The 13,404-nt window shown below is 62.8% G+C and carries 10 protein-coding genes; 5 read left to right on the top strand and 5 right to left on the bottom strand.

The window, feature by feature from the left end; all coding sequences use genetic code 11:
- Positions 1-5 precede the first annotated feature (5 nt).
- Complete coding sequence (locus EB809_RS09930) at positions 6-1,115, bottom strand: enoyl-CoA hydratase/isomerase family protein (RefSeq protein ID WP_123634659.1); 1,110 nt, start codon at positions 1,113-1,115, stop codon at positions 6-8.
- Positions 1,116-1,418: 303 nt separating this feature from the next.
- On the opposite strand from EB809_RS09930, the gene EB809_RS09935 reads away from it, so the two are divergent.
- Positions 1,419-1,703 (top strand): c-type cytochrome, encoded by a 285-nt coding sequence (locus tag EB809_RS09935; RefSeq protein WP_407944062.1) that lies wholly within the window; start codon positions 1,419-1,421, stop codon positions 1,701-1,703.
- A 55-nt stretch (positions 1,704-1,758) separates the two neighbouring features.
- On the opposite strand, the gene ppnN is transcribed toward EB809_RS09935, so the two are convergent.
- Complete coding sequence (ppnN, locus tag EB809_RS09940) at positions 1,759-3,129, bottom strand: nucleotide 5'-monophosphate nucleosidase PpnN (RefSeq protein ID WP_123634661.1); 1,371 nt, start codon at positions 3,127-3,129, stop codon at positions 1,759-1,761.
- 188 nt (positions 3,130-3,317) lie between these two features.
- On the opposite strand from ppnN, the gene thiI reads away from it, so the two are divergent.
- Entirely contained in the window at positions 3,318-4,766 is a 1,449-nt protein-coding gene (thiI, locus tag EB809_RS09945) for a tRNA uracil 4-sulfurtransferase ThiI (RefSeq protein ID WP_123634662.1), read from the top strand.
- Between the two features lie 39 nt (positions 4,767-4,805).
- Here the strand turns inward: thiI and EB809_RS09950 are convergent, their stop codons facing one another.
- Complete coding sequence (locus tag EB809_RS09950; RefSeq protein WP_123634663.1) at positions 4,806-5,027, bottom strand: PA3496 family putative envelope integrity protein; 222 nt, start codon at positions 5,025-5,027, stop codon at positions 4,806-4,808.
- A gap of 321 nt (positions 5,028-5,348) precedes the next feature.
- A complete protein-coding gene (locus tag EB809_RS09955) occupies positions 5,349-6,374 on the bottom strand; it encodes a histone deacetylase family protein (protein ID WP_123634664.1) in 1,026 nt (341 codons plus the stop codon).
- Positions 6,375-6,733: 359 nt separating this feature from the next.
- Between EB809_RS09955 and EB809_RS09960 the strand changes: the two genes are divergently transcribed.
- The 3 genes from EB809_RS09960 (at position 6,734) to EB809_RS09970 (ending at position 11,846) form a co-directional block, all read left to right on the top strand.
- Entirely contained in the window at positions 6,734-8,188 is a 1,455-nt protein-coding gene (locus EB809_RS09960) for an NAD-dependent succinate-semialdehyde dehydrogenase (protein ID WP_123634665.1), read from the top strand.
- Between the two features lie 148 nt (positions 8,189-8,336).
- Complete coding sequence (gene uvrD, locus EB809_RS09965) at positions 8,337-10,502, top strand: DNA helicase II (RefSeq protein ID WP_123634666.1); 2,166 nt, start codon at positions 8,337-8,339, stop codon at positions 10,500-10,502.
- 207 nt (positions 10,503-10,709) lie between these two features.
- Positions 10,710-11,846, top strand: a complete 1,137-nt coding sequence (locus tag EB809_RS09970) for a TRAP transporter substrate-binding protein (RefSeq protein ID WP_123634667.1) — start codon at positions 10,710-10,712, stop codon at positions 11,844-11,846.
- A gap of 100 nt (positions 11,847-11,946) precedes the next feature.
- On the opposite strand, the gene EB809_RS09975 is transcribed toward EB809_RS09970, so the two are convergent.
- Positions 11,947-13,404: an AMP-binding protein gene (locus EB809_RS09975; RefSeq protein WP_123634668.1), complete on the bottom strand. Its 1,458-nt coding sequence runs from the start codon at positions 13,402-13,404 to the stop codon at positions 11,947-11,949.

Genomic DNA, 13,404 nt, shown 5'->3' on the forward strand with positions numbered 1-13,404 from the left:
CCGGTTCAGTCCAGGTCCGCCAGTGGGTCGTCGGCCGGCGCCCAGGGCGCAGTGAAGTAACGCTCGACATCGGCGTACGGCACTGCATCCACGGTCGGGTACTGCCAGTGAGGCTGGTTGTCCCGGTCGATCAGCCGGGCCCGGATCCCTTCCTGCAGTTCATCCCCTTCGCAACAGCGCACCGCCATGATCAGCTCCATGCGGAAAATGTCCTTGAGACTGAACTGGCGGGCCCGCCGCAGCTGTTCCCAGATGAGCCAGGCGGTGGTCGGGCAGCCTTCGGTGAGGTTGTTGATGGCGGTCTGCCACCAGGGATCGTCCTCGACGGTTTCGCCGGTCAGCTGGTGGATGATGTCCGGCAGCGATTCGCCGCGGCACAGGCGGGCAATGCGCTGCTCGTGGTTGGCCAGCTCGCTGTCCGGCAGGTCGATGGTCTGATCCCGGGTGAACTGCGCCAGCAGCCGGTACAGGCGATTGTCGTCGGCGGCGACGTCGCCGGTCCAGCGGGTCTCCAGCAGATGCTGCAACAGGGCGTCCGGTGATTCGTCGGCCACTGCCAGGTCGGCCAGTCCGATGCGCAGGCTGTCGGCCTGGTTCAGTCGCGCGCCGGTCAGCCCCAGGAACAGCCCGATGCCCTCCGGCAGCCGGTTGAGGAAATAGCCGGCGCCCACATCCGGGAACAGTCCGATGCTGACCTCCGGCATCGCCAGTTGTGCCGACGGTGCCAGCAAGCGGTAACGGCAGCCTGACAGTAAACCCAGACCGCCGCCCATGGTGTAGCCGTGGGCCCAGCAGACGAGGGGTTTGGGATAGACGTACAGGGTGTGGTCCAGGCGATACTCGGCCTCGAAATACCGGGTGGCCTGGCGGATGCCGTCCTCACCACCGATCATGCCATGCAACTGGCGGATATCGGCGCCGGCGCAGAAAGCCCGCTCACCGGCGCCCCAAAACAGGACCAGACAGATCGCCGGATCGGCCGCCCATCGGTCCAGCGTGTCCTGCAGCACGTTGATCATCTCCAGGGACAGGGCGTTGAGGTTGTGCGGGGAATCCAGAGTGATCAGCCCGATCTGGCCTTCGGTACAGGCCCGGGTTTCAGTGTGGATGGACATGGGTGTTTCTCGGCTCCCGAATATGGTGGGCCGCCCGGGGCGGCAAAAACATGAATCAGAGGTTCCAGTCATGATGACCGGATCGCCCTCGCGATGTCACCTGCATCCGTCGACGATCGCTGCGACCAAAGTTGGATGGGCATCCGGTTCTAAAGAATCAGGGCCAACGGGCGAATTTTCCGTTGGTTTTCCCTATGGTATAAGCATGAGTCGTATAAGGGCTTTTCCAAAATTGAGAGAGAACAGGAACGAGGACATATCATGAAGGTACTGACTCCCATCGCACTGGCGCTGGCCGTTGCCATGCCCCTGGCCGCCCAGGCGGAAGGCAACCCTGAAGCCGGCAAGGCCAAGGCTGCCGTTTGCGCTGCCTGCCACGGCCAGAACGGCCATGCTCAGATTCCGACCTATCCGAACCTGGCCGGCCAGAATGAGCAGTACCTGGTCATGGCGCTGAAAGCCTACAAGGGCGGCAATCGCCAGGGCGGTCAGGCGGCGATCATGCAGGGGCAGGCCGCGGCCCTGAGCGATGAGGACATTGCCAACCTCGCCGCCTACTTCTCCAGCCTGCCGGCCGGCGGCAAATAATACGGCACCTTGTGGAGGGAGTGGCCGGAATCACCGGGCTCCCTCCCGCGATCACCTAGTTCACGATGCGGTAACTCGGCTTGTAGGCGGCCCCCGGCAGCTTCATCCGGTTCTGCTGGACGAAGGCGGTGAGCAGCTCTTCCAGGGGCTCGAGCAGTTCCTGGTCCCCGGAGATCTCGAAGGGGCCGCGCTCCTGCACCTGACGGACGCCCTGTTCCTTCACGTTGCCGGCGACAATGCCGCTGAAGGCCTTGCGCAGGTTGGCGGCGATCAGATGGGCCGGCTGGTTCCGGTGTAGCTCCAGCTCGCGCATGCTTTCGTGGGTGGGTTCGAACGGCGCCTGGAATATCGGATCGATCTTCAGCATCCAGTTGAAATAGTAGGCGTCCTGGGCGGACCGGCGGAACGCCTGAACTTCCTCCATCCCCTGTTTCATGGTCTGGGCCACCCGCACCGGATCGTCGATGATGATCTGGTAGCGCGCCGCGGCTTCCTCGCCCAGGGCGTTGCGGATGAAGCGGTCGATCATCTCGAAATATTCCGCGTTCTCCGGCCGTCCGGTGAACACCACCGGGAAGGGTAGATCCCGGTTTTCCGGATGCAGCAGCACGCCCAGCAGGTAGAGGATTTCCTCCGCCGTGCCCACGCCGCCGGGGAAGATGATGATGCCGTGCCCGGCCCGCACGAACGCTTCCAGACGCTTCTCGATGTCCGGCAGGATCACCAGTTCGTTGACGATCGGGTTGGGCGGCTCGGCGCCGATAATGCCCGGTTCGGTGATGCCGATGTAGCGGCCGTTCTTGACCCGCTGCTTGGCGTGGCCGATGGTGGCGCCCTTCATCGGTCCCTTCATGGCGCCGGGGCCGCAACCGGTACAGATGCTCAGGCCGCGCAGGCCCAGCTCGTGACCGACTTCCTTGCTGTAGACATACTCTTCACGGCTGATCGAGTGCCCGCCCCAGCAGACCACGATGTCCGGATGGCGCCCGGCCTGCATGACCCGGGCGTTGCGCAGGATGTGGAACACCCGGTTGGTGATGGTGTCCGGGTCGTCGTTGGACAGACCCGGGTAGCTGCCCAGCACCGAATGGGCGTAGATGATGTCGCGCAGGACCGAGAACAGGTGCTCGCGGATACCACGCAGCATCTCGCCGTCGACGAAGGCGTCGATGGGCGCGTTGATCAGTTCCAGCTTGAGGCCCCGCGGCTGGGGCACCAGGCGAATGTCAAAATCCGCGTAGCGTTCCATCAGGTCCTTGCAGTCGTCGATGTCCACGCCGATGTTCATGACGGCCAGGGCGCACTGGCGGAAGAGGCGGTACAGGCCGCCTTCGCTCTTATCCTTGAGCCGGTTGACTTCATGACTGGAGAGAATCTCCAGGCTGCCCTCGGGAGAGACCAGGGCATTGATGGTTTCCTGCGTCATGGAAATGCTCTTTGTTGATGGTTTCCTATGAGTGTAACGGTTTTGGAGCGGTTCGGGAGAAGCGAGATGCACGCCAGTGAACACTGTGACACACTTGCGCCCCCGCCGTTCGGACCTTGCGTATTTTTAAATGTCGCGGCACGTCGGTAGAATGTGCGTTTTTTGATCAGTCAGCCAGCATCCAGATTATGAATTTCCTGATACGACCCAGCGCCGAAGTAGCCATCAAGAGCAAGCCCGTCCGTCGCCAGCAGATCCGTCAGTTGCGCCAGAATGTCAGCAAAATCCTGCGTCGTGTTGACGACCGTATTCGCGTCGAAGGCAGTTGGGACCGGGTGGATGTCATCGTTCCGGACGAGCTCGACAGCCAGCCTCTGGTGGACCGGCTCGCCTGTATTCCCGGCATCAGCAATTTCCTGGAAGTCCGGGATTACCCGCTGACCACGCTGGACGACGTGGCCGAGCGCGCCCTGGCCGTCTGGGGCGGGGCGCTGGCGGGCAAGACCTTTGCCGTGCGCGGTCGGCGCACCGGTGAGCATGACTTTTCCTCCGCCGATCTGGAACGCCTGGTGGGCAGCGTCCTGCTGGCGCAATCCGGAGCCAGCGGTGTCAGGCTCAAGGATCCCGACGAGCAGGTGCGGATCGAAGTCATCCACGACCGTTACCACATCGTTGAGCGGCGCTTCGAAGGGCTGGGCGGTTACCCGCTGGGTAGTGTCGAAACCGCTGTATCGCTGATTTCCGGGGGCTACGATTCCTCCGTCTCCACGTACCTGACCATGCGCCGGGGGCTGCGCACGCACTTCCTGTTTTTCAATCTGGGTGGGGCGGCGCACGAAGTGGGGGTGAAGCAGGTGGCGCATTACCTGTGGTCCCGCTACGGTTCCTCCCACTCGGTGAAGTTTATTTCGGTGCCGTTCGAAGACGTGGTGGGCGAGATCATGCGCTCGGTGGATCACCGCCATATGGGCGTGGTGCTCAAGCGCATGATGCTCAAGGCGGCCGCCGCGATCACCCAGACCGGTATGGCCAAGGCGATTGTGACCGGCGACGCGGTGGCCCAGGTGTCGAGCCAGACCCTGGCCAACCTGAACGTGGTGGATCGCGCCAGCGAGGAAGTGGTGCTGCGACCGCTGATCACCATGGACAAGGTGGACATCATCCGCACCGCCGAACAGATCGGCACGGAGAGTTTCTCCCGCAACATGCCGGAATACTGCGGTGTGATCTCCAGCCGACCGGTCACCCGGGCCAAGCTGCATCGGGTCGAGGCGGAAGAGGCGAAAATGGATCCGTCGGTCCTGGAGCGGGCGATCGAGTCGCGGGTGGAAACGCCGATCCAGCGTATCCTGGATTCCATCAGCACGCCGGAAGAGGTCGAGCTGGTGCAGACGCCGGGGGTGGATGACGTGATCATCGACGTGCGCCACCCGAATGAGGAGGAAAGGGCGCCTCTGCACCTGACCAACAACGAGGTGCTGCACATTCCGTTCTACGAGCTGAACCAGCGCGTCGACGAACTGACCGCCGACTGCCGTTATCTGCTCTACTGCGACAAGGGCACCATGAGCCGCATGCACGCCGGGCACCTGAAAGCATCCGGTGTCGACAACGTGATGGTGTACGTCCCCGCCTGAGTCTTTAACGGGCGCCCATCAGGCGCCCGGTTTCCCGTTTCAATCGTCCAGCCAGCCGTCGCGAATCGAGGCTTCCAGCGCCTTGCGCTCGTAATGCTGCTCGATGGCCCGGCGTGCCGCCAGACGGCGCTTGGCCGCGGCCTGCTCCCGGTCGCGCATTTCATCACGCTGGAGATGATCGAAAATGGAAAGGATTTCAGCCTGAACCGATTCAACCGGCTGGTTCGGCTCGTGGGTGGTGGTATTGGCTGTCGTTCGCACGCGTCACATCCTCCTCTGGAAAATGAGGAAGCGCTGCCCGATCACCGGCGCCGGTACGGTGCCGATCAACGGCCAAACCGAAAGGAATGTGCGGGCATCGCCCGACACCCTCCATTCGAATGGCTTCAGCGACTTCCTGACCCGATTGCGTCCGGCATGCACTGTTGCCGTGCGTCGCCGGATGCAACAAAGCCTACGGCTTCCGTGTGACAACGGCGTGAAAGCCTGCCGTTGCACAACGTTGTTTTTCTTGTGAACCGACCAGCAAGTCGCGTGCCTTTGCTGGTCGGTTTTCGGTTTCCAGAGTGGACGCCTTCCGCCTTATTGGGAGCGTCCTTCCAGCCCCCCGAAGAACTGGCGAATGTTCTCGGCCAGCGAATCGATGTCGTAGCCGCCTTCCTGCACCACCAGCGTGGGCACGTTGGCGGCGGCGATGCGCTTGCCGATGCGGGCAAAGCCTTCGGACGTGACCGAGACCTTGGCCTGCGGGTCGTTCATGTAGATGTCGAAACCCAGCGTGAGAATCAGGGCGTCGGGCTGGAACAGCCGGATCGCCGTCATGGCTTCTTCCAGTTTCTCGAAGAAGAAGTCCTCCGAGGAACCGTGGGGCATGGGCATGTTGATGTTGTAGCCATAGCCTTTGCCTTCCCCTTTCTCGTCTTCGAACCCGGACACCACCGGGTAGAAGTTGGTGGGGTCGCCGTGGATCGACACGTAGAGCACGTCATCCCGGTCGTAGAAGATCTCCTGGATCCCCTGGCCGTGGTGCATGTCGGTATCGAGGATGGCGATCTTGTCGTAGCGCTTCTTCAGCGCTTCCGCAGCGATGGCGGCGTTGTTCAGGTAACAGAAGCCGCCGGCCGCGTCTTTACGGGCGTGATGGCCCGGCGGGCGGCAGACGGCGTAGGCGCTGCGGTCGCCGGCGAGGATGGCGTCGGCGGCACCGAGGGCGGTCTGGGCGGACCAATAGGCCGCCTTCCAGGTGTGCTCGCCCACCGGACAGCTGCCGTCGGCCAGGTAGCGGGCGGCCTTGGCCAGCACACCGCGCAGGGCGTTGGGGGAGCGTACGAACACATTGGACATGACCTCGTCACCCCAGTCGTCCGGAATCGCCATCCATTCGCGGTGGCAGGATTCCAGGAAGCGCAGGTAGTTGAGATCGTGCACCTTCGAGATGGGCCCGGCCCCCTGGTCGCAGGGTTCGAGCACGTCGAATTCCAGCGAATGCAGGCCTTCGATCATCTGGCCGGTGCGGGCGGGAACCTCCTGGGGCTGGCGCATCTGGCCGCGGGTGAAGTACGTCTTGGGATTGTGCAGATCCTGTGCAGGATGAAAGAACGCTTTCATAGCTCGGCTCCCTGGTTCGGTTGCGACCGGACGAAATCTGTACACGCCATCCGAGTATAAGCGTCGATTCGAGCCGGGCTCAACCCGCGTGTGCTACGGGTGCCATCCGCGCACTTGCTCCCGGCAATGACCAACCGGGGATGACTTGTCCAATGCAGATGCATCAGCCACTATGGAACGACACATGGGCTAGGTTGTCGCAGCTTGTGAGCAAGTGTCTCGCGTCACCTTCCCCCAATGATGGGTGTACTTTCAGGCAAGCTGCCGATACCTGGCAGCCTTGCATGAGCCTCAATGAGGGTGTTGCACACGTTTATAGCGCCATCGTTGGCAGGACCCTCTCATCACAAGGAGCCGACATGATTCAGTCACCGTTATTGACGCATTTTGATGGTTATATCGGAGGGCAGTGGGTCAATACTTCGACGGGCAACTCGATTGATGTCTACAACCCGGCAACGGGCGAGGTCATTGCCCAGGTCGCGTCGATGTCCGAAGACGACGTGAAACGGTCCATCAGTGAGGCGAAACAGGCGCTGCGCCTGACCGAACCCTACGATCTGGAAACCCGCCGTAAATGGCTGGTGGGGATTCGCGATGCCCTGCTGGGCAATAAAGAGGAAGTGGGGCGGATCCTGTGCCTGGAGCATGGCAAACCGCTGAAGGAAGCCCAGGGCGAGGTGGAATACGCCGCCGGCTTCTTCGACTACTGCGCCAAGAACATCGACACGCTCGATTCCCACACCATCGATGAAAAGCCCAAGAACTGCACCTGGACGGTTCATTACCGGCCGGTGGGCGTGGCCGCGCTGATCACCCCGTGGAACTTCCCCATCGGCATGATCGCCAAGAAGCTGTCCGCGTCCCTGGCCGGTGGCTGCCCGTCGATCATCAAACCGGCCAGCGAAACGCCGCTGACCATGATCGCCATGTTCAGCCTGATCGACCAGCATGTGGACATTCCCAAGGGTATGGTCAATCTGGTGATGGGCAAGTCCAGCATGATCGGCAAGCTGTTCTGCGAGTCGCCGGACGTGCCGATGATCAGTTTCACCGGGTCCACCGAAGTGGGCCGTACCCTGATGGCCGACAGCACCGGCTGGGTCAAGAAGCTGGCCCTGGAACTGGGCGGTAACGCGCCGTTCATCGTGTTCGATGACGCCGACCTGGACGCGGCGGCGGATAACCTCATCGCCAACAAGTTCCGCGGCGGCGGCCAGACCTGCGTCTGCGCCAACCGCATCTTCGTGCATGAGACGGTCGCCGACAGTTTCGGTGAGAAACTGGCGGAGCGGGTTAACCGCATGACGGTCGGTGACGGCATGAAAGATGGCGTGGACATCGGCCCGCTGATCAACAAGGCCGGGTTCGACAAGGTGCGCCGCCACGTGTCCGATGCGCTGGCACAGGGCGGCAAACTGGTGGCCGGTCCCAATCCGGACACGCTGTCCGGCAAGGACCTGTTCTATCCCCCCACGGTGGTCACCGGCATCACCCGGGATATGGAATGCTCCCGCGAGGAGACCTTCGGGCCGTTCGTGCCCATGGCGCTGTTCCGGGACGAGGACGAAGTGATCGAGGCGGGTAACGACACCGAGTTTGGCCTGGCGGCCTACGTCTTCACCAACGACGACGCCCGCGCCAGCCGGGTGATCGGTGGCCTGCGCTTTGGCCATGTGGGCTGGAACACCGGCACCGGTCCAACGCCGGAAGCGCCGTTCGGTGGCATGAAGGCCTCCGGCATCGGCCGTGAGGGCGGCATCGAAGGGCTGTTCGAATTCGTTGAACCCCAGACCGTACCCCGCGGCGCCTGATTGCCTCTCATTGCGCCCGTTCCCGGCCGGGAGCGGGCGCTGTTCCTGCCCGATTTGAACGATTCCGCCCGCCAGACCGACATGGCGTGATCCACAGCGTCAGCTTGTTATAATCGTCGCTCTTCATTTCCCGACTGTATGGTTCCCGATGGACGTCTCCCCGATCATAGATCCCCTCAACGATGCCCAACGCGAGGCCGTGACCGCCCAGAACGCCCACCTGCTGGTGCTGGCCGGCGCCGGGTCCGGCAAGACCCGCGTGCTGGTGCACCGGATGGCCTGGCTGATGCAGGTGGACCAGGTGCCGGCCACCGGCCTGCTGGCGGTGACCTTCACCAACAAGGCCGCGCGGGAGATGCGTAACCGGATCTCGGAAATGATGAACCTGTCCGGCTACGGCCTCTGGTTCGGCACCTTCCACAGCATTGCCCATCGGCTGCTGCGGGCCCACTGGCAGGACGCCGGGTTGCCGGAGAATTTCCAGGTGCTGGACAGCGACGACCAGCTGCGCCTGATCAAGCGGGTCATGCGCGATCTGCAGATCGACGAAACACGCTGGCCGCCGAAACAGGTGCAATGGTTTATCAACGGCCAGAAGGACGAGGGGCTGCGGGCCGACTACATCCAGGACAACCCGGGCGACCACTTCGTCTCGGTGATGCTCAAGATCTACCGCCAGTACGAGAAGCAGTGCCAGCTCAGCGGGTTGGTGGATTTCGGCGAGCTGCTGCTGCGCTCCCACGAACTCTGGCTCAAAAAGCCGGAGCTGCTGGGCCACTACCAGCGCCGTTTCCAGCACATCCTGGTGGACGAGTTCCAGGATACCAACACCATCCAGTACGCCTGGCTGCAGGTGCTGGCCGGCCAGCGGGTACCAATGACCATCGTCGGCGATGACGACCAGTCCATCTACGGCTGGCGGGGCGCCAAGATCGAGAACATCCAGAAGTTCCAGCAGGACTTCCCGGACGCCCGACTGGTCCGGCTGGAGCAGAACTACCGTTCCACCCAGACCATCCTCAAGGCGGCCAACGCGGTCATCGCGAACAACCAGGGCCGTCTGGGCAAGGAGCTCTGGACCGACGGCCCCGACGGTGAACTCATCAACCTCTACGCCGCCTTCAACGAGCAGGACGAAGCCAACTACATCGCCGACACCATCAGCGCCTGGGTGGATGACGGCAACCTGCGCAGCGAAGCGGCGATCCTGTACCGCTCCAACGCCCAGTCCCGGGTGCTGGAAGAAGCCCTGCTGCGCCAGGGCATTCCGTATCGCGTCTACGGCGGCCTGCGTTTCTATGATCGCCAGGAGATCCGCAACGCCCTGGGCTACCTGCGTCTGGTGCATTACCGCCACGACGATGCGGCGTTTGAACGGGTGGTGAACACGCCGCCGCGGGGCATCGGCGCCAAGAGCCTGGGCGAACTGCGGGAACTGGCCACGGGCCAGAGCATTTCCCTGTGGCAGGCGGCCGAACGGCTGCTGGAAGCCGGCGCCATGAAAGGCCGGGCCAAGACCGGTTTGCAGCAGTTTATTGGATTGATCGAGTCCCTGGCGGCGGACCAGGACGACCTGGACCTCAAACAGCTGACCCAGCGCGCCATCGAGGGCAGCGGCCTGCGGGACCATCACGCCAATGAGAAAGGCGAAAAGGCCCAGGCCCGGGTGGAAAACCTGGAGGAACTGGTCAGCGCCATGGCGGATTTCGAGGTGGAGGACGGCATCGACCCGCTCTCGGAGTTCATCGCCCAGGCGGCGCTTGACGCCGGTGAGTCCCAGGCGGACGAGCACCAGGACAGCGTCCAGCTGATGACCCTGCACTCGGCCAAGGGGCTGGAATTCCCGCTGGTGTTCCTGGCCGGTGTCGAGGAAGGCCTGTTCCCCCACAGCATGTCTCTGGAAGAGCCGGGGCGCATGGAGGAAGAGCGGCGCCTGGCCTACGTGGGCATTACCCGGGCCATGAAACGGCTGGTGATGACCTACGCCGAATCCCGCCGGCTCTACGGCCAGGAAAAATTCCACGCCCTGTCCCGCTTTGTGCGGGAGGTGCCCGGTGACTGCATCCAGGAAGTGCGCCTGCGCAACACCGTCACCCGCCCGGCGCTGACCCAGCGCCCCAATGAGGGCCTGTTCGACAGCTCCCCCATGGCGGATGCCGGCCTGCAACTGGGCCAGCGGGTGCGTCATCCGAAATTCGGCGAAGGCGTGGTGATGAACTGCGAGGGCAGTGGCCACCACACCCGGGTCCAGGTGAACTTCGACGATGGCGCAAAATGGCTCGTCCTGGCCTATGCTCCTTTGGAGCGACTCTGAGGCAGTGAGCACTTGTTCTGTCAAATGATTGCGACTCTCATACTTTTGAATAAGAGTCAGCGGCCGATTTATGGTACACCCTTGGAGGATGTCGCGTTTTAGCCGGGTTTTCCGGTGCAGGAAAGAGCGCAGGAGCGCGTGACGTTTGAGTGTCCCCGTGACTCCGGCGCCTTAAAAAACAATGATAAAAGCAAGAAAGGAGAAAACATGAAACGTCGCAACCTTTTAGCGGCCGTTGTGGCTGGCGCATTGGGGTTCGGTCTGGCGGGTTGTTCCCAGGAAGAGAGCGGTTCTTCGGCGTCGACTGACCAGGCGGCGGCCCCCGCTGCGGAGAAGCAGACCTACAAGTGGAAGATGGTCACCACCTGGCCGAAGAACTTCCCGGGTCTGGGCACCGCGCCTGAACACTTTGCCGACCGCGTTCGCGAGATGACCGACGGCCAGATCGACATCACCGTCTATGGCGCCGGCGACCTGGTGCCGGCCCTGGAAGTGTTCAGCGCCGTTTCCCAGGGCACCGCTGAGATGGGCCACGGGGCCGGCTACTACTGGAAAGGCAAGATTCCCGCCGCCCAGTTCTTCTCGACCGTTCCCTTCGGTCTGACCGCCCAGGAGTACAACGGCTGGATGTTCCATGGCGGCGGTCTGGAACTCTACCGCGAAGCCTACAAACCGTTTGGCGTGATCCCCTGGCCGGGCGGCAACACCGGCGTCCAGATGGGTGGCTGGTTCAACAAGGAAATCAACAGCGTCGACGACCTCAAGGGCCTGAAAATGCGGATTCCGGGCATCGGCGGCGACGTGCTGGAAAAAGCCGGCGGTACCCCGGTCAACCTGCCGGGCGGCGAGATCTTCACCGCGCTGCAGACCGGCACCATCGACGCGACCGAGTGGGTCGGTCCCTACAACGACCTGGCCTTCGGCCTGCACCAGATTGCCGAGTACTACTACTATCCGGGCTGGCACGAGCCGGGTACCGCACTGGAGCTGATCGTCAACGCCGACGCCTATAACAAGCTGCCGAAAAACCTCCAGGTCATCATCGATGTGGCGGCCCGTGAGATGAACGCGGACATGCTGGCGGAGTACACCGCGCAGAATAACCAGGCCCTCAAGGAGCTGGTGGAAGAGAAGGGCGTGAAGCTGCGCCGCTTCCCGGACGATGTGCTCAATCGCCTGCGCGAGATGTCGGCGGAAACCGTCAAGGAGTTGGCCGAGAAGGACGACATGGCCCGCAAGGCCTACGAGTCCTACAAAGCCTTCCGCGATAAGGTCGTGCCGTATACCGATATTTCCGAGCGGACTTACCTGAACATTCGTGAGGGTGACAAGAACGAAGGTTGATTCGGCTTCCGAATCGGTCTGACCAAAAAGCCCCGGCATGGCGACATGCCGGGGTTTAATGTGTCCGATCCGCCCGTTTGGGCCAATGAGGACAGAAGGGCTATTGCCTGAGTGCTCGCTTGAGAACCTTACCGGTCGCGCTTTTGGGCAGTTCGTCCAGAATCACCACCTGTTTGGGCAGTTTGTACCGGGCCAACTGACCATCGAGGCCCGCGAGAATGGCCGCCGTCGTCGGCGGTGCGTCCGGATTCCGGGGCACCACGAACAGGCAGCCCACTTCTCCCCAACGCTCGTCCGGGACGCCGACAAGCGCGCATTCCAGCACGTCCGGTTGAGCAAGCACTGCCGCTTCGACTTCCGCCGGGAACACGTTCTCGCCCCCGCTGATGAACATGTCTTTCTTGCGATCGACGATGCGATAGAAGCCGTCGGGATCGCGAATGGCAATGTCGCCGGTGCGGAACCACCCATCGGCGGTGAAGCAGTCCCGGAAAGCCCGTTCCCGTCGCCAGAAACCCACCGCCAGATTGTCGCCCCGGAGCTGAACCTCGCCTGGGCCGCTGTTCTCCAGAGGTTCGTCATTGGCATTGGCCAGACGGGCCTCGATGCGGTGGCAGGGCACGCCGACGTAGCCGGCTTTGCGGTCGATCAGGTCAAGGTTGAAGGGCATGCCGAATACGGTGCCGGCTTCGCTCATGCCATAGCCGTCAACGATCGGGATGCCGTCGTTCAGCCAGGCCCGGATCTGGGGGGCCGGATGGGGGGAGCCGCCGGTCAGCAGGCCTTTCAGCTTGCTCAGACGGGTCGGGTCGAAGTCCGGCAACTGGCGCAGGGCATTGGCCATCTGAGGCACACAGAAATAGTGGGTGATGCCCAATGTGGGATCACCCAGGCGGGCCAGCGTGCGTTCCGGCTCGAAGCCGTCGGAAACGGCCAAACGGCCGCCGTTATACAGTGCCGGCCGAACGCAGGTGATCAGGCCGATGACGTGGAACATCGGCGTGTCGCAGAGAAACACGGACGCCGAGTCCACCTGGCACACCAACGACGCGTTGATGGCCGTTTCCATGATGCTCGCCTCGGTATGCAGGACGCCTTTGGGCGTCCCGGTGGTTCCCGAGGTGTAGAGAATCAGGGACGGCAGCGATCGATCCAGTGGACGGAGAGCCATGGGCGGTTGGTTTTCCGCCGACTCCAGCAGGTTGTCGATGGGCTCGTGAGCCAGCCCCATGTCGTCGGCGAGACGATCGCCGAACAACAGGGCCGGTTCACAATCCGCCAGCAGGGCATCAATCTCGGGCCGGGACAGGCGCCAGTTGAGTGGCACAAAGAGGGCACCGCAGCGGGCGCACGCCAGGTGCAGCGCAATCAGCTCGGCCCGGTTCTTCGACAGTGTGGCCACCCGGTCGCCGACCGCCACGCCGCGATGATGCAACTCGCTCGCCACCTGGCTGACGAATCGATCAAAGGCTGCGTAGGTCCAGCGTCGATCGAACGTCAGGTCTTCCACCGCCAGAACGTCTGGCCGGATGCTGGCCTGAAACCCGAGAAAGTCCAT

Source organism: Marinobacter sp. R17, from assembly GCF_003789045.1.
Taxonomy (GTDB): Bacteria; Pseudomonadota; Gammaproteobacteria; order Pseudomonadales; family Oleiphilaceae; genus Marinobacter_A; species Marinobacter_A mangrovi.